This window comes from Streptomyces viridiviolaceus, assembly GCF_014650995.1.
Lineage (GTDB): Bacteria > Actinomycetota > Actinomycetes > Streptomycetales > Streptomycetaceae > Streptomyces > Streptomyces viridiviolaceus.
The window spans coordinates 160,931-178,039 of record NZ_BMWA01000015.1 but is presented as its reverse complement, the minus strand read 5'-3'; the positions used below and the strand labels follow the sequence as shown (position 1 = coordinate 178,039).

The 17,109-nt window shown below is 73.3% G+C and carries 14 protein-coding genes; 6 read left to right on the top strand and 8 right to left on the bottom strand.

The features are described from left to right. Window positions 1–264: 264 nt before the first annotated feature. Complete coding sequence (locus IE260_RS23195; RefSeq protein WP_189875035.1) at window positions 265–840, top strand: SigE family RNA polymerase sigma factor; 576 nt, start codon at window positions 265–267, stop codon at window positions 838–840. 125 nt (window positions 841–965) lie between these two features. Beyond that, window positions 966–2,039, top strand: a complete 1,074-nt coding sequence (locus IE260_RS23190; RefSeq protein WP_308434685.1) for a hypothetical protein — start codon at window positions 966–968, stop codon at window positions 2,037–2,039. Window positions 2,040–2,078: 39 nt separating this feature from the next. Here IE260_RS23190 and IE260_RS23185 read toward each other — a convergent pair whose 3' ends face one another. Continuing rightward, entirely contained in the window at window positions 2,079–2,912 is an 834-nt protein-coding gene (locus IE260_RS23185) for an SURF1 family protein (RefSeq protein WP_308434684.1), read from the bottom strand. Window positions 2,913–3,042: 130 nt separating this feature from the next. Between IE260_RS23185 and IE260_RS23180 the strand changes: the two genes are divergently transcribed. Next, complete coding sequence (locus tag IE260_RS23180) at window positions 3,043–4,878, top strand: S9 family peptidase (RefSeq protein WP_189874915.1); 1,836 nt, start codon at window positions 3,043–3,045, stop codon at window positions 4,876–4,878. A gap of 70 nt (window positions 4,879–4,948) precedes the next feature. On the opposite strand, the gene IE260_RS23175 is transcribed toward IE260_RS23180, so the two are convergent. After that, window positions 4,949–6,832, bottom strand: coding sequence for an NAD-binding protein (locus IE260_RS23175; protein ID WP_189875031.1), 1,884 nt, complete (start codon window positions 6,830–6,832; stop codon window positions 4,949–4,951). Between the two features lie 220 nt (window positions 6,833–7,052). Between IE260_RS23175 and IE260_RS23170 the strand changes: the two genes are divergently transcribed. Together IE260_RS23170 and IE260_RS23165 are read left to right on the top strand one after the other, a co-directional pair. Further along, the gene (locus tag IE260_RS23170) at window positions 7,053–7,562 is read left to right on the top strand and encodes an NfeD C-terminal domain-containing protein (protein WP_189874914.1); all 510 of its coding nucleotides are present in this window, start codon (window positions 7,053–7,055) and stop codon (window positions 7,560–7,562) included. Between the two features lie 56 nt (window positions 7,563–7,618). Further along, window positions 7,619–9,139 (top strand): SPFH domain-containing protein, encoded by a 1,521-nt coding sequence (locus IE260_RS23165; protein WP_229881107.1) that lies wholly within the window; start codon window positions 7,619–7,621, stop codon window positions 9,137–9,139. Between the two features lie 18 nt (window positions 9,140–9,157). Here the strand turns inward: IE260_RS23165 and IE260_RS23160 are convergent, their stop codons facing one another. Continuing rightward, on the bottom strand, window positions 9,158–10,219 hold the full coding sequence (locus IE260_RS23160) for a PucR family transcriptional regulator (protein ID WP_189874912.1): 1,062 nt from the start codon (window positions 10,217–10,219) through the stop codon (window positions 9,158–9,160). Between the two features lie 162 nt (window positions 10,220–10,381). Here IE260_RS23160 and IE260_RS23155 point away from each other — a divergent pair, with 162 nt between their 5' ends. Beyond that, entirely contained in the window at window positions 10,382–12,733 is a 2,352-nt protein-coding gene (locus IE260_RS23155) for a flagellar hook assembly protein FlgD (protein WP_189874910.1), read from the top strand. Window positions 12,734–12,787: 54 nt separating this feature from the next. On the opposite strand, the gene IE260_RS23150 is transcribed toward IE260_RS23155, so the two are convergent. From IE260_RS23150 to IE260_RS23130, 5 genes are all read right to left on the bottom strand, one after another. After that, entirely contained in the window at window positions 12,788–13,018 is a 231-nt protein-coding gene (locus IE260_RS23150; RefSeq protein ID WP_189874908.1) for a helix-turn-helix domain-containing protein, read from the bottom strand. Next, complete coding sequence (locus tag IE260_RS23145) at window positions 13,018–13,515, bottom strand: DUF2975 domain-containing protein (protein ID WP_189874906.1); 498 nt, start codon at window positions 13,513–13,515, stop codon at window positions 13,018–13,020. The genes IE260_RS23150 and IE260_RS23145 overlap by 1 nt, the downstream gene beginning before the upstream one ends. A 263-nt stretch (window positions 13,516–13,778) precedes the next feature. Continuing rightward, window positions 13,779–14,603: an SCO2400 family protein gene (locus tag IE260_RS23140; protein WP_189874904.1), complete on the bottom strand. Its 825-nt coding sequence runs from the start codon at window positions 14,601–14,603 to the stop codon at window positions 13,779–13,781. Window positions 14,604–14,793: 190 nt separating this feature from the next. After that, window positions 14,794–15,207 carry a VOC family protein gene (locus tag IE260_RS23135; RefSeq protein WP_189874902.1) on the bottom strand — a complete coding sequence of 138 codons (414 nt, stop codon included), beginning with the start codon at window positions 15,205–15,207 and terminating at the stop codon, window positions 14,794–14,796. 120 nt (window positions 15,208–15,327) lie between these two features. Next, window positions 15,328–16,188, bottom strand: coding sequence for an RICIN domain-containing protein (locus IE260_RS23130; RefSeq protein ID WP_189874900.1), 861 nt, complete (start codon window positions 16,186–16,188; stop codon window positions 15,328–15,330). Window positions 16,189–17,109 lie beyond the last annotated feature (921 nt).

Sequence of the window (17,109 nt, the reverse complement as noted above, 5' to 3'; positions counted from 1 at the left end):
TACGGAACATAGGGGAAGAGCGGGACGCATGAGGGCCAATGATGCACCGTCAGTCGTGCTGCCTGACGCGAGAACGTGGCCGGTGGCGTCGGCCGGCACGGACACCGACCGGAACGTGACGCGCGGCGCGTACAACCCTCGCGGGGGTGCGCGTGTCCAACTGGCGTGGCAGAGGTACTCGAATTCACCGCTTCGACGCGGGGCCCCTCGTTGCGGGCACCCGGTCGGCCCGTCCGTCCCCGCGTGGCCGGTGCGGCCGGTGGCATGCCGGTGATCGCGCCCATGCCCGCAGCGCGGCCGGCCCGCATATCGAACCAGCGCGACAGCGCCGAGGACGTCGTGGCGGCGGGTACCACCGTCGACCACCTCACCGAGACCTACCGTGCCCACTACCGGTCACTGCTCGGCCTCGCGGCGCTTCTCCTCGACGACACCGCCTCCTGCGAGGACGTCGTCCAGGAGGCGTTCATCCGCGTCCACTCGGCACGCAAACGCGTCCGCGACCCCGAGAAGACGCTGGCGTACCTGCGTCAGACGGTCGTCAACCTGTCGCGTTCGGCGCTGCGCCGCCGCATCCTCGGCCTCAAACTGCTGTCGAAGCCGATGCCGGACATGGCGAGCGCGGAGGAGGGCGCCTACGACCAGTTGGAGCGCGACTCCCTGATCAAGGCGATGAAGGGACTCCAGCGCCGGCAGCGCGAGGTACTGGTCCTGCGCTACTTCGCCGACATGACCGAGGCACAGGTCGCCGAGACGCTCGGCATATCGCTGGGCTCGGTCAAGGCGTACGGTTCGCGCGGGATCGCGGCGCTCAGGCTGGCCATGGGGGAGCCGGCATGAGCGACGGCCACGAAGCGCGGCGCGACGGCCCGGACGGGCAGGCGCGCGGCGAGGGGAACGGGCCTGCCGAGCCGACCGGGCAGGATGGGCAAGAGCCGAAGCACACGCACGCTGGGAACGGAACTGTGAACCACGGCCCCGCCGAACAGGGCCCCGAAACCCGGGGGCCCGACACTCAGGGCCCCGACGGGCTCGCCTCGGACGAGCTGGCACTGCGCAGGATGCTGCACCAGGCGGTGCAGGACCTGGAGCCGGGCGACGGCACGCTCGAGCACCTGCGGCGGGCGGTGCCCGCCCGGCGGGCCCGCAAGCGTCAGGCCGCGGTCGGCATGGCGGCCGCCGCCCTCTTCATCGGCACCGCGGTCCCGGCCCTCGTGCACGTCTCCAACTCCAGTGGCCCGGGTGCCAACCCCTCGGTGGCGGGCAACGCCTCCCAGGCGCAGGGCGGCTCCGGTCAGGGCAAGGACCCGGCCGGCGGCCAGAGCGGCATCGCGGGTTCCTCCGGGACGGCCGAGGGCACGGACAAGGCGGACCCGAAGGAGAAGCCCAAGGAGAAGGAGACCGGTGCCGCCACGGGGGCGACCGCTGGCGCCGACCCCTCGTCGAGCGCCGCGGCCGACGTGCCGCCGTGCACGGCGCAGCAGCTCGGCCCGGCCGTCGCGAGCAGCGCGGCCCCCGACTCCACGGGCGCGGTCTACGGCTCCTTCCGTGTCACGAACGTCTCCTCCGACGGCTGCACCGTCACCGGCCCCGGTGCCGTGACCGTCGCCCCGCAGGGCGCCGCGGACGCGACCAGGATCGGGACGGCACGGCATGCCGCCGGGGACGCCGCGGCCGGGCTGCCCGACCCGTCCCTGGAGTCCGGCTCGCTGACACTGGCGTCGGGCGCCGCGTACGAGGTGCAGTTCGCGTGGGTGCCTTCGGAGACCTGTCCCACCACGGGCGGCACCACGGACGGGGGCAGCACGGGCGGCCCCTCGCCCGAGCCGTCGCCCACCGCGGACGCCACCGCCGACAGTGGAACGGTCACGGGAGGCGAGACCGGCACCACGACGCAGCTGGTCGGTGAGGACGCCCCGGCCGACGGGAGCGTGGCGGTGACGTACACCCCGGAGCCGGGTTCGGCCTCGGCGACGGCCACGGTGTCCGACGCCTGCGCGGGGACCGTGTACTGGACGGGCGTGCTGGCGGCGGAGTAGGGCCGGTCTGCCGCCCGCCCTCGGGGACCTCGGGCGGTCTCAGACGCCGGAGGGGCTGGGACGGGGCTCCGGCTCCCGCTCGGTGTCGCCCCCGCCCTGGTTGCCGTCCGTGTCGTCGGGGACGAGGCCCAGCTCGGCGTCGCGGGCGAGTTCCACCTCGCGGCGCAGCAGCCGGAACCACATGAAGACCACGAAGCCCACGAAGGCGAACCACTCCGCGGTGTAGCCGAGGTTCTGGAACGCCTTCAGGTCCAGCCCCGTGTTCTGCGGGGCGCTGACGGGTACGGCCCGCATCCCGGAGTCGCCCTTGTTGAGCGTGACCCAGGCGTCGTAGACGTCGTCCGGCACGAGGTTCACCAGGGACGCCGTGCTGATCGCCGCGGTCTGGCCCGCCGGCAGGCCGCCGCGGGCGCTGACGCCGTTGTCGCCGGGGGTCTCGGTCGCCTGGAGGGCACCGGTGACCGTGACCTCGCCGGCGGGCGGGGCCGGGGCCTTCGCCGGGTCGGCGTCGCCGGGCAGCCAGCCCCGTACGACGGGCAGGGCCTGTCCGGAGTCGGTGCGCAGCAGTGTCAGGACGTAGTAGCCGCGCTTGCCGTCCAGCTCACGGTCCGGGACGAGCAGCTGCTTGCCGTACCGGCCGCTCGCCGTGACCTGCTTGCCGACCGTCGCCTTGTCCACGGGCAGCAGCTCGGCCAGCGGGCGGGCCGATGCGTCGCGGTTCGACTCGGCCTGGGTGGTCGCGCCGTGGTGGTCCTGCACCCGGTCCTCGAACCGGCCCAGCTGCCACGACCCCATGAAGATGCAGAAGGGGATGGCGAGCACGACGAAGACGTTGATCCCCCACCATCGGGGTGTCAGCAGAAACCGGTACACGCCCTCCACGGTACGGGGCACGGCCGCGTGGCCTCGCCGCGGGGTCGCGCGACGCGGCCGGGACGGGCGGCGTCGTCCACGGGCCGAGCTGATCCGCGCATTGCCGGCCGGGCGCGGCAGTATGGGGGCCATGACTGAGAGCAACGTGTCCGTCCCGCACGAGCAGCGGCAGCAGCGGCGGGAACAGGGCGAGGAGATGCCGGACTGGGAGAAGCGCTTCAGGGCGCCGCGGGTGTCGCTGCCCGAGTGGGCCCAGGACGCGCCGGACCGCTCCCTGTTCGTGTCGAACGCGACGGGGACGTACGAGCTGTACGCCTGGGACCGCTCGACCGGCGAGCAGCGGCAGGCGACGAACCGGCCCAACGGCACGACGGACGGCGTGCTCTCGCCGGACGGCACGTGGATCTGGTGGTTCGACGACAAGGACGGCGACGAGTTCGGCGTCTGGCGCCGCCAGCCCTTCGCGGGCGGCGAGGACGAGCTGGCGGTGCCGGGCCTCGACCCCTCCTACCCGGCGGGCCTCGCCCTCGGCCGGGACGGCCGCACGGCGGTGATCGGCCGCTCCACCGACGAGGACGGCACGACGATCCACTTCGTGCGCCTGGGGGAGGCCCCCGCGGAGATCTACCGGCATCGTGAGTCGGCGGGCGTCGGTGACCTCTCCCACGACGGCACGCTGATCGCGATCGAGCACACGGAGCACGGCGACGCCATGCACTCCGCGCTGCGGGTCCTGCGCCCCGACGGGTCGGTGGTCGCCGAGCTGGACGACACCGAGGGCGGCACCGAGGAGCTGGGACTGGAGGTGCTGGGCTTCGCACCGGTCGACGGTGACACCCGTCTGCTCGTCGGGCACCAGCGCCGGGGCCGCTGGGAGCCCCTGGTGTGGGACGTGGCGACGGGCGAGCAGACGGACCTCGCGCTGGAGCTGCCCGGCGACGTGAGCGCCGAGTGGTACCCCGACGGCGGCGGTCTGCTGATCGTGCACGGCTTCGAGGCCCGCAGCGAGCTGTTCCGCTACGACCTGGCCGCCCGCGAGCTGGTGGAGATCCCGACCCCGGCCGGCACGGTCTCCGGGGCGTCGGCCCGCCCCGACGGCAGCGTGGAGTACCTGTGGTCCTCGGCCGCCGAGCCCTCGGCGGTGCGGTCCACCACGGGCCGGGTCGTCCTGGACCCGCCCGGCATGAAGTCGCCGGGCTCGGTGCCGGTGGAGGACGTGTGGGTGGAGGGCCCGGGCGGCCGTATCCACGCCCTGGTCCAGAAGCCGGCGGGCGCGACGGGCCCGCTGCCGACGGTGTTCGACATCCACGGCGGCCCGACCTGGCACGACAGCGACTCCTTCGCCGCCGGCCCGGCGGCCTGGGTCGACCACGGGTACGCGGTGGTCCGCGTCAACTACCGCGGCTCCACCGGGTACGGCCGGGCCTGGACCGACGCCCTGAAGCACCGGGTCGGCCTGATCGAGCTGGAGGACATCGCGGCGGTGCGCGAGTGGGCGGTCACCTCCGGCCTCGCCGACCCCGGCCGGCTGATCCTCACCGGCGGCTCGTGGGGCGGCTACCTCACGCTGCTCGGCATCGGCACCCAGCCGGACGCCTGGACCCTGGGCATCGCCGCGGTCCCGGTCGCCGACTACGTCACCGCTTACCACGACGAGATGGAGGGCCTGAAGGCCCTGGACCGCACGCTGCTCGGCGGCACCCCCGAGGAGGTCCCGGACCGCTTCGAGGCGTCCTCGCCGATCACCTACGTCGACCGGGTCAAGGCCCCGGTGTACATCTCGGCCGGCGTCAACGACCCACGGTGCCCGATCCGCCAGATCGAGAACTACGTGGAGCGCCTGGAGGCGAGGGGCGCGGTCCACGAGGTGTACCGGTACGACGCGGGGCACGGCTCACTGGTGGTCGACGAGCGCATCAAGCAGGTCCAGCTGGAGCTGGACTTCGCGGCGAGGCACCTGCCGTAGCCGCGGGCAGTCGTGCGGCTGGGGCGGGCGAGTGGAACCCGCCCACCCCAGCCGCGGCGCCGGTCACTCGCTAGGGAGCCGTCGGCTGCCGCGCCCGCCGCCCCAGCAGCTCCGCCAGCCCCCGCCGCGTGGCCGCCAGCACCACCCGGTCCTCGCCCCGCAGGACGTACGTGTCGGGCAGGTCCCACACCAGCCCGGACTCCCGCACACCGTCGGCGCCCGCGTCCCCCGCCCGGTGCCCGTCGGAGACCTCCAGCGCCAGCACCCGCCACGCCCCCGCCCGGAAGGCTTCCCCGACGGTCTTCCCCTCCAGCTGAGGATGCCCGGCCACGTCCACGGCCGCGAACAGCAGCACCCGCCGTTCGACCGGGATCGCGCCCAGGATCTGGCGGCCCATCATCGCCCCGGCGAAGGCGGGCGCGGACAGGTGGGTCACGCTGCGGCTGCGGGTGAGCGCGCCCGGGTGCGCGGCGCGCAGGGTGCGGTACACGGCGGTCGCGAAGTCGTCGTCGTACAGGCGCAGCACCACCCGGAGGTCGGACCGTACGGACCGGGCGTACAGCACGGCCTCCAGGTTGGTGGTGTCCTCGCTGGTCAGGGCGAGCAGGGAGTGCGCGCGGTGGATCTTCGCGGCCTCCAGGACGCCTTCCTGGGTGACGTCGCCGAGCACGACCGGCACCCGCAGCCGCCGGGCGGTCGCCATGCCCCGGGCCTCGGGATCGGCCTCGACGCACACCACGGGGATGTCCATCTCCCGCAGCCGTGTCAGCACCCGCGTGCCGATCTTGCCCAGTCCGAGCAGGACGACGTGTCCGCCGAGCCCCCGCGGCGGCTTGCGCAGCGCCGAGGCGCTCCGGAACGTCCCCAGGGCCTCCAGTACGGCGGCCAGCAGCACGGGCAGCAGCAGCAACCCGACGAAACCGGCCAGGAGCTGCAGGATCTGGCGGCCGGAGGACTCGTTGTGCGCGGGCTCGTTGATGGCGAACAGGTCGAGCAGCGTCACGTACGTCGCGTGCAGCGGGTGGTCGTCGGCGACCACCATCAGCGCCACGGCGAGCGCGACCACGCAGATCCCCAGCCCCGCCAGCGACCAGCGCAGCCGCCGCGAGAACAGCGACGCGAAGGGCGGCACGCCGGTGCGGGCGGTGGGCAGGGACGGACCGGAGTACGACACCTGCTCCAGGACGACGGTTCCGCGTCCGGTGGCCGCCGCCACCGCCGCCGCGTCGGGCAGCAGCTGCGGCGCCTGCTCCCCGCTGCCCTCGGAGCCGTCCGCGCCTGCCGGGTCGTTGCTCGTCGCGGACAGCAGCGCCAGGGTGCACAGGCCCGGATCGGCCACCTCGCCGGGGCGCGGCGGGCGGCGTTCCACCGCGCGCAGCAGCAGACCGTCCGTCTCGACGACCTTGCTGGTGCCGACGAGCGCGGTCGCCGCCAGCGCGGGTGCGGCCGTGTCGGCGTCGGAGAGCACGGTCGTCGAGGCCTCGGTGGCGTCGAACCCCCGGCCCCGCGCGCCGCCGGCCGCCAGCGCGGCGGCCTGGTCGAGGAGTTCCTCGATGTGCTGGCCGAGCCGCCGGTTGTACAGGCGCAGGACGAGCCGCAGCCGGGGGTTGAGCCTGCGTGCGGTCAGGGCGGCGCGGATGTTGGTCTCGTCGTCGTCGTACACGAGGGCCAGCGCGGCGGCCCGGTCGACGCCGGCCTCCGCGAGCACGTCCTCGGTCGGCTCGGCGGCCGCCAATTCCCGGCCGGTGCCGTCGGGTTCGCCGTTGCCCGTCCGGTTGACGGCCGCGCTCACCCGGTCCAGCAGTGCCGCCGAGGCCGCGCGGGCCCGGCCGACGACCGGCTGGGGCACCCGGCGGCCGGAGGGCGGCACGACGAGCGTGACCTGCTCGCGGTAGACGCCGCGCAGTTCGGCGGCCAGCCGGTGCGCCAGTCCGTCGTCGCCGCACACCACCATGTGCGCCGAGGCGTCGCTCGGCGGACCTTGATTCGGAACGCTCCCCACAAGGGGAAGGACTGCCGGGGCGGGACGAGTGGTTCCCGTGGTCGCCGAACGGCCGAGGGCGGCATTAAAAACGCGTAAAGATTGCCGGAAACCGGCAATGACGGTCCCGTCCCCCGCATGTGACGATCCGTCTCACCGAAGCTCAGCGACGGGCGGGAGGGGGACGGCACACATGGCCTGGTTTCTGGGACTGGGCATCACGGGGGTGGTGCTGCTCGCCCTGTCGCTGGTCTTCGACGGGCTGCTGGAAGGCGCGCTCGACGGCGCGTTGGACGGCGCCCTGGAGGGGCGGCTGTCGCTGCCGGTCGTCGCCGGGTTCGTCGCGATGACCGGCTTCGGCGGCGCCGTCGTCCTGGGCAGCGGCTGGGCCGGCCCCGCGGGGGCGGCCGGTGCCGGCGCGCTCGCCGGGCTGGGGGCGGGCTGGCTGACGTACCGCCTCAGCCGTGCGCTGATGCGTGACCAGACCGCCGTCACGCCCACCAGGGACCATCTCCTCGGCACCTCCGGCAAGGTGGTCACCGCCATCCCCGCCGACGGTTTCGGCGAGGTGCTGCTCCACCTCGGCGGCCAGCCGCTGAAGTGCGCGGCGCGCAGTGCCCGGCCGGTGGCTCGGGGTACCGAGGTGTGGGTCGAGGCGGCCCCGACCTCGACGTCGGTCGTGGTGCGCCCGGTGGACCGCTGAGCCCGCCTCTCCTTCTCCTGTTCTTTGTCCTTTCTGTGTGATTCGGGGGCGTTGTCATGAGTCCTGTCGTGATCGCGGTGGTGGGGGTCGTCGTACTCCTGGTGCTGCTCGCGCTGGTGGTCGTCAGCCGCTACAAGGTGGCCGGTCCGAGCGAGGCGTTCATCGTCACCGGGCGGCGCGGGAAGAAGTCCACCGATCCGGAGACCGGCCGGGTGTTCACCGACAACAGCGGCCAGAAGGTCGTGGTCGGCGGCGGTGTGTTCGTCGTGCCGTTCGTGCAGCAGCGGTTCACGCTCGACCTGTCCTCGCGGCACATTCCGGTGGCCGTGCGCGGGGCGGTGACGCTGCGCGGGGTGAAGGCGAACCTGGACGGTGTCGCGATCGTCAAGGTCGGCGGCACGGAGGACGCGATCCGGGCGGCGGCGCAGCGGTTCCTGATGCAGCAGGACGGGATCGTCGGCTTCACCCAGGAGGTGCTGTCCGGCGCGCTGCGCGCGATCGTCGGCCGGATGTCCGTGGAGGACGTCATCCGCGACCGGGCGGCGTTCGCCGGGCAGGTCGCCGAGGAGGCGGAGGCGAGTCTGTCCGGACAGGGCCTGGTGCTGGACGCCTTCCAGATCCAGGACATCACCACCGAGGGCTCCTACCTGGAGGACCTCGGCCGTCCCGAGGCGGCCCGGGCCAGGCAGGAGGCCGACATCGCGGAGGCCGAGGCGCGGCGGGCGGCCGAACAGGCCCGGCTGAAGGCCGAGGAGGAGATCGCCGTCGCGCAGCGCACCCTCTACCTGAGGCAGGCCGAGATCAAGGCCGAGACCGACCAGGCCGCGGCCCGCGCCAACGCCGCCGGTCCCCTCGCGGAGGCGGCGCGGCAGCAGGACATCCTCGCCGAGCAGGAGAAGGTCGCCGAGCGGCAGGCCGCGCTGAAGGACCGTCAGCTCGACACCGAGGTGCGCAAGCCCGCCGACGCGCAGCGGTACGCGGCCGAGCAGGAGGCCGAGGCGCGCCGGGTGGCGCGGGTGAAGCAGGCGGAGGCCGAGCGGTCGGCCGCGATCGCCGCCGCCCAGGCGGAGGCCGAGCGGTCCCGGCTCACGGGTGAGGGCGAGAAGCAGCGGCGTGGCGCGCTGGCCGAGGCGGAGGCCGTGGAGGGCCTGAAGCAGGGTGAGGCGGAGCGGTCCCGGCGTGCGGCGATCGCCGAGGCCGTGCGGCTGGAGGGAGAGGCGGAGGCCGCGGCGATCGGTGCCAAGGGCGCGGCGGAGGCCGAGGCGATGCGGCAGAAGGCCGACGCCTTCGGTCAGTACGGCGAGGCGGCCGTGCTGCAGATGCTGGTCGAGGTGCTGCCGCAGGTGGTGGCCAAGGCGTCCGAGCCGCTCGCGGCCGTGGACAAGATGACGGTCATCTCCACCGACGGGGCGAGCCGGCTGTCGCGCACGGTCGCCGACAACGTGGCCCAGGGTATGGAGCTGCTGGGCTCCACCACGGGCGTCGACCTGGCGGCCCTGCTGAAGAACGTCGCCGGACAGCACCGGGAGACGAAGACCGCGGACCAGCCGGGCGGCAAGGTCGAGATCACGGGTTGACCCGTACGAGCGGGCCGCTCAGATCTCCTGACCGGGCCAGCCCAGCAGCCGGGCACCGATCACGGCGGTCTGCAGGGTGTAACGGTGCACCGGGTCGGCCGGGTCGGCGCCGGTCAGCTGGTGGATGCGCTCCAGCCGGTAGGTGAGCGCCCGCACGCTGAGCGACAGCCGCCGGGCGGCCTCGGCGGCGGTGCAGCCGGCGTCGAAGTACGCCTCCAGCGTCCGCAGCAGGGGCTCGGCGCCGCCCCGGGCGCCGCGCAGCGGACCCAGCACGCTCAGCACGAGGTCGGCCATGGCCTGCCGGTCGCGGGTGAGCACGGGGTAGACGAGCAGGTCGGCGGCGCGGACCACGGGCTCGTCGAGCTCCAGCCGCTCGGCGAGTTCGAGGGCGCTCAGCGCCTCCTCGTAACTGTGCACCACGCCGCCCGGGCCGGGCTGGGGTCGCCCGACGGCCACCCGGCTGCCGTCGGTGGCCGCGTAGGCCTGCTTGGCGAAGTGGGTGAGGACGTCGTCCTCGTCGCCGGGCGCGATGCAGATCAGCTGCCCGTTCTTGGTGGTGATCAGGATGCGCCGGTCACCGAAGCGGGAGATCAGCGCGGCCTCCACCAGCCGGGTGACCGGGGCGGTGTCGTCGTACGCCTCGGGTCCCTGCGCGACGGCGACGGCGTGGGCGCGGGACAGCACGAGTCCGAACCGCTCGGCCCGTTCGGCGAGCCGCCCGAGGTCGCTGCGGCCGTACAGCAGGTCGTCGATGAACTCCCGGCGCGCGGCCTCCTCCTGACGTACGGCGAGCTGCTGCGCCCGTTCGTAGCCCTCGGCGAAGGCGTCGACGGCCTGGGCGACGGCGGCGAGCACGCTCTCCGTGGTGCCTGGGCCGTGTGCACCGCCGGGCCAGTGGGCGCGCGTGGCGTCCAGATGCCCGCGGACGAGGCCGCGCAGAGTGTGGCCCGCCTCCGCGGCCTGCTCGCCGAGCAGCCGCCGTTCCTCCAGTTCGTCGCGGTTCAGCCGCCGCCCCGTGCCGGCGACCTCCGCGAGGATCTCGGCGTACCCCGTCAGATACGTCTCGTGCCGCTGTGTCACCCCGCGCCTCCCCTGCCGGTCCCGCCCGGTGCGCGGCCTCCGGCAACGGGAGGGTAGTCAGGGCTGCCGGAAACCGGCAATGCGGAACCTGCGGACTGCCGGGTCGGGCGGGCCCTGTGTGTCACCTGTGACGTTTCCGGCTGGCGGTGCGCTGGGGCTTGCATGGACCTGAAAATCGAACTGGTGCCCGATATGGCCCGTCGTCTCGCCCTTGTTCTCGCCGTCGCCGCCGTCCCCGTCGCCGCCCTGCCCCCGGCCGCCCACGCCGAGGAGACGGTGGACCCCGCGGGCCTCGTGCTGTCCGCCCCGGACCGCTACACGCCGGTGCAGGACGTGCTCTACGCGGCCGGTGACACCGGCTACCTGCACCGCAGGGACACGAGCGACGGTTCCACCGCGCCGTACCAGTGGCGGGGTTACGACGGCATCGAACGCACCGTCGAGGGCTTCACCGGCCGGCTGCCGGGACAGCAGGGTCACTACGCCGCCGGTACGGACATCCTGCCGGTGCCGGTCGACGCGAGCGGGGTCGTGCAGCTGCGCGACCCGGCCACCGGGGAGTCGACTTCGCTGACCGTGCCGGAGGGACAGTACACCGTCGCGTCGTTCGGGCGGACGGTGCTGACGGTCTCCTACAACGACGTCTGGCAGGTGGACCGGCTGCACATCCTCCGCGTCCAGGACGGGACGACCACGGACACCCCGGTCGCCCCGCCGGAGGGGCTGCGGTTCGAGCGGTACCCGGTCGCGGCCGGGGACGGGCGGCTGGCCGTCGTGAAGTTCACCCGCGGGCACACCCTCGGCGTCGTCGACCTGACCACCGGTGTGCTCACGCCCGTCGGCACCGGTGTGTCGGTCGACGATCCGGCGCACCTCCAGGCCGCCGTCTCGCCCACCCACGTCGCCTGGTACCAGGAGGGCATGAGCCAGGCCCGGGTGCTCCGCCGCGACGACCTCGCGGGCACGGCCGTCTCCGTCCCCGTGCCGACGTCCGCCGAGGGCACGCCCGTCATCGGCCTGGCCGGCGACTGGCTGCTCACCACCCACCGGCCCACCGCCCCCACCGAGCAGAACCCGCCGCTGCGCCGTGGCGGCCCGCTGCGGGCCACCCCGATCGGCGGCGGCTCACCGGTCACGCTGCTGAACGCCGCCCAGTCCGACCTGTCCCAGATCCCCGGCGGCGGCGCCATCACCGTCGGCGGCGCGGACGCCGGTGACTGGGCGGTGCGCCGGATCGAGCTCGGGGCGGACGGCCGCCCGGTGCTGCGCACCCTCGCCGAGGTGCCCGCGCGACCCGCCCAGCTGCGCGGCATCGCGCTGGCCGGCGGCCAGTTGGTCACCAAGGAGGAGGACAGCGCACCGCGCCCCGCCTACCAGACGCGGAAGGTGACGCTCACCGGCGCTCCGTCGGCGGGGGAGCGCACCGAGGTCACCACCGCGCCCCTCGGCACCGCCTACGGCCAGCCGCTGGGCGCCGGGGACGGCTCCGTCGTGCACGTCCGGTACGACGAGGCCACCCAGCGGGACGTCCTCGTACGCGCCACGGCGACCGGCGCCCGCACCGAGGTCGTGCCGTTCGACCGCGCCGCCCCGTCGAGCTCCGGCCGCGGGCTGCGCGACGCCGCCGGCCGGTACGCGGTGTACGGCGGCGGTGACGAGCGGGTGGTCGTCGACTTCGATGCCCCCGGTGGCGGAGCGGTCGTGAGCCGGCTGAACACCCCGGCCGCCGCGCTGTCGGGCTCCACCCTGTGGACCACGGACGGCACCGGCGGCCGGATCGAGGCCCGCGACCTGGCGACCGGCACGGTCACGTCGTACTCGGTGGGCGCCTCCTGCGTGATCCGGGACCTGCAGACCGTCGGGCGCTGGGTGTACTGGGACTGCCTGGGCCAGGACATCGTCGGCGGCGACCCGGCCACCCCGTTCGGCGTCCACGACCTGGAGACCGGGACGAACATCGACCTGCCGGCACGCGGAAAGCTCGGCGACGGCTTCGTCGTCAACCACGACACGAGCGCGGGCAAGCTGCTCCTCACCGACTTCCACACCGGCACCGCGACCGCTTCCCGGGCGCTCACCGACCTGCCCGCCGTGTCCTTGTGGAAGAACTACGACGTGGACAAGTTCGGCGGCGGCGTCGCCTGGCTGGACGCCGCCGGGTCGGCCCACGTCGTCCCGAGCGGCGTCCCCGCCCAGCCGCTCACGGCGACCGCCACCTCCGCCGACACGGCCTGGACCCGCACGCCCGGCACCACCTGGAACCCGGTCTGGCAGCTGTCCAAGCCGGCCGCCGGCGGGGCCCGACTCGTCATCAGCAGCAAGAAGAAGACCGTCCGCACCCTCGACGCCACGTCCCTCGGCGCCACCCTCTCGGCACACTGGGACGGCACCCTCACCGACGGCACCCCCGCCGCCCCCGGCACCTACACCTGGCACCTGACGGCCGCTCCGGAGGACGGCACGGGCCCCGCCCTCACCCTGACCGGCAGCGTGACGGTGACCGACGGGGCCTGACGGCCGTCCGGGACGGGGCGGGGCCGCAGCGGGTCCCGTGCCAGGCCGCCGGCGTCACCCGCCGGCGGCCTCCCCGTCCTGACCGGCCTCCCAGCGCAGCAGATCCCCCGGCTGGCACTCCAGTACTTCGCAGAGCGCGGCGAGCGTCGAGAAACGCACCGCCTTGGCGCGGCCGTTCTTGAGCACGGCCAGGTTGGCGGGCGTGATGCCGACGCGCTCCGCGAGCTCGCCCACGGACATCTTCCGCTTGGCCAGCATCACGTCGATGTCGACGGCGATCGGCATCAGATCACCTCGGCCAGCTCGGCCTGCATCCGCGCCGCCTCGACGTCGCGGGCGACGGCCTGGGCGAGCAGCATCCGCAGGACGAGGACGACGAGCGCGACCCCGAGGACCGCCACGACGACGCCGCCGACCAGCAGGACCACCCCCGGGGCGACGGCCTCGCCCGGGGCCAGCATGACCCCGAGGGCGAACACCAGGAGCGCGGCCGCCACGAAGGCACCGATCATGATGTGCACGTACCGGAAGGCGCCGTGGGAGAACACGGTCCCGCGTCGCACCATCGTCAACAGCCGCCATACGCAGACGAGAACGACCTGGGCCGTCACGACGCCCAGGATCACGACCACGAGGAACGCGGCGACCGGGTACGCGAGGTCCGCGTCGATCCCCTCCAGATCCGAGCCCAGCAGCGGCACCATCACCGCCTGCACGAACAGGGAGCCGGCGAGCAGCACCCCGAGCACGATGCGCAATGCCACCACGGTCAGCTTGCCCATCACCCCTCCTCCAATCGAGCGACGATGGAAATCTATCGAAACTCGATAGGTGTGGCAAGCGTTGAGCCGATCGGTCGCTCAGGTGACACTCATGGCACGCGGTGCGCTGGAAGTGGTGACCCGACAAGCGGGTCGGGGCGCCCGCTCTCTCGGGGAGGCACGCGGGAGCCTGTCGCGGCTCGGGTGTCCCACGTGGCAGTGGCGCCCGAGCCGCCGAAGGGGCGGCACGGACGCCACTGTCTCGCGTCAGCGGCTCGGCCGGGTCAGCCGAGGCACAGGACGAGCAGGCAGACCTGCGTCGGCGAGGTGTCCGCCCGCGACGGCTCCGTACCGCTGGTGCCGCCGGTGGGACTGGTGTCGCCGGCCGGGGCGGGCGTGGACGCCTGCGTGTCCGTCGTGTCCGTCGTGCCCGCCGTGTCCGCCGTGTCGGTGGTGCGGTCGGGCGCCGTCTGGCGGGCGGCCGGCGCGGTGCTCTGCCGCGGCGGGGCCGACGTCACCGTCGCACGGGGTGCGGCGGCGGCCTCCTGCCGGGCGGGCGGCGGCGTGGCGCGCTGCGACTCCGCGGCGGGCTGCCGGTGCGGGAGGCCGGGCGCGGGCGTCCGGGCGGGCGGCGTGGACGGCGAGCGGTGCGCGTCGGTCCGCACCGGACCCGGAGGGCGTACGTCCTGCGCGGCCCCGTCCTCGGCTTCCGCGACGGCGTTCGCGCCCGGGTCCTGCGGGGCCGTGGCCGCCTGGGCCCGGTCCCCGGACTGCCGGTCCACGGCGGACAGGGTCAGACCGCCCGCGACGAGCGCGACCGCGGTCGCGACCACGGCCCGACGCTGGTTCTTCTTCCAGCGAGCGCGCTGACGCCGTCGTGCCGCCCGCCCCTGCGGTGCCGGCGGCACCTCCCCGGGATCACCGTTCTCGTGCCAAGCGGCCGGGATCGCCGACTCCGCCGCGGTGACCGCGCCCACCGGCGTGGCACCCGAGGCCGGGCCCACGCTCCCACCGGCGGCGGCCGGGTCGATGTCGGGGGCGTAGGCGCCGCACCCGGGGCACACCAGGGCGCCGTTGAGATGCCGACGGCACGACGAGCAGTAGTCCATGTCCGGTCTTCCTGAGTCGACACACCGCGGCCCCACCGGACCCACGGCCCGGTCACGTTCGCACACGGAATCGAGCGGCCAGCAACGCTAACGAGGCTTTCGAAAGACTGTGTGCAGCACGTGTGAGGCTCTTGCGGGAATTCCCCGGCAGCCCCTCCAGCCGACCTGTGAACGCCGCCCAGGACCCGCTTCAGCCCTGCGGCTCGATGATGTTGACCATCCAGGGGATGCCGAACCGGTCCGTGCACATGCCGAACACGTCGCCCCACATCTGCTTCTCCAGCGGGACGGACACCGAGCCGCCGGCGGACAGCTTCTCCCAGTAGCCGCGCAGCTCGGCATCGTCGTCGCCGCTCAGGCTCACGGAGAAGTTGTTGCCGGTGGTGTGCTCCATGCCGGGCGGTGAGTCGGAGCCCATCAGGGTGAAGCCGCTCGGAGTCTCGAGCATGCCGTGCATGATCTTGTCGGCCTCGGGCGCATCCGGTCGGCCGAAGTCACCGTAGGTGTTGAGGTTCAGCGTGCCGCCGAAGACCTCCTTGTAGAACTCCATCGCCTGCCGGGCGTCACCGCCGAAGCTGATGTACGGATTGAGTCGTGATGCCATGGAGTCCTCCCGGAACGGGATGAAGGTCGATTGTGCGGAGGTTAGCCCGCGACACCGACGACGGCACTCCGGGCGGCGCCGCTCAGCGCCTGGATGACGGGAGTCCACCTCGGTGCCCGGTCAGGCGGGGGTGAACTGCTTCCAGACCTGGGCGCCCGTGCCGTTGCACTCGTGGATCTGGACCCGGACCCCGTTGGTGAAGTCGCCGTTGGGCACATCCAGGCATTTCCCGGACCGGGGGTTGGTGAAGGCGGCCGGGGTCGGCTGGTCGTAGCGCCATTGCTGGGCGCCGGTGCCGTTGCAGCTGTAGATCTGCACCTTGGTTCCGTTGGCGGTTCCGCCGTCGGCCACGTCCAGGCACTTGCCCGAGTTGGGGTTCACCAGGGTGCCCTCGGGGGTGGCCTTCCAGGTCTGGCCCAAGGAGCCGTTGCAGTCCCACAGCTGCACCGGCGCGGCATTCTCCTTGCTGGCACCGCCCACATCCAGGCAGTGCCTGCCCCCGTCGGGGCTGTAGGTGAACTCCGTGGGCGTGGACGCCGAGCCGGTCACCGTGAACGTGCACCACGCGGACCACGCGGACGGGCCGTCGGGACCCTCGGCGCGGATACGCCACTGGTAGTCGCCCACGCTGAACGTGCTGGTGGGGATCTGGATGCCCCACTCGTGGCCGACCGGCCCCGTGTTGACCGAGTAGGAGCGGAACGGCTGCTCGTTCGCGCGGGCGAGCTCTATCGTTCCGTCCAGATCGGGCTGAGGGTCGATCCCCTTCACCGAGGCGGCGAACAGCGGCCCGAATTCGTTGGCGGTGCTGAACGTCGGCGGGGTCGCGGCACCGCAGAACTGGAAGCCCGCCATCGGCCCGTCCGAGATCCGCAGCGTCTCGGGGACGTCGGGGGTCGCGGCCCACGCGGGCGTCGGGACGCTGAGGAGGGCGGCGGCCAGGCCCACGGCCGTGGCGCCCATGGAACGAATCCGTGTCATGTCGACTCCGTCGCGAGATCGATAATTCGGACGCCCATGAGTCCACACCGCCGAACGCCCCCACGTCAGTCCACAGACGTCGACGTAAGCATTACGTCACATCTACGGGTCCCGTCCTGTTCGGGCCCGGTGACCGTGCCCGCGAGCGGTTCGGCCGGCGGATCGAACGGCCCGATCGCGAGTGAAGACCCCCCAAACGATCACCTGAAACGCGCGATGGGCCTGATCCTCACTGAGGATCAGGCCCATCGCGTGGTGTTTCTCTGTCGGGGTGGCGGGATTTGAACCCACGACCTCTTCGTCCCGAAGCAACTTGGGTGGGCGCTCGACCTTGGGCCAACGTGCCTCTCACCTGCGGCGACAGTCCGCAGCCGTCCGCGCTCGTCCGCCGCTGTCCGTCGGCGTTGTCACGCAGTTAGACACTCATCGGTTGCTGTTCGAGTCGAGCCCGGGAGGGTCCGCCTCGATGACTCTGAGATGACAGTCCGGCTCATTCACTGCGTTCGATCGGCTACTCCGCTGTTCCTTGCCTCGTCCCGCCGCGCACACGGTTACGAAGCCTCCGAGCACGGCCGCAGCTGTACTGAGGGGAGCCGCGAGGTCGGGGACCACCCACACACCTAGTACGACACCGAGCGCGAGGCCCGCGAGGAGGGCCCAGGGCGGGCGGCTAGCGGCCTGGGATGTCCTACCCCCGAGGCGTACATTCATGGAGACACCTTCTTCGTGAGATGCGTTGACGAACTTGGGTGTGAGAGCGGCCCCTCGTTGCCCCGGGGGGCCGCTCGCCGTTCGGTGCTGCCACTTTGCTGTATCTGCCGCAGATTTGAGGGTTCGTCCATCAAACCCTTTGGCCCGCATGTAGCTTGTAGCGGCGTACGAGGCTTTCGCAGATGAGGGGCTGGGCCCTTTGCGGGCCAG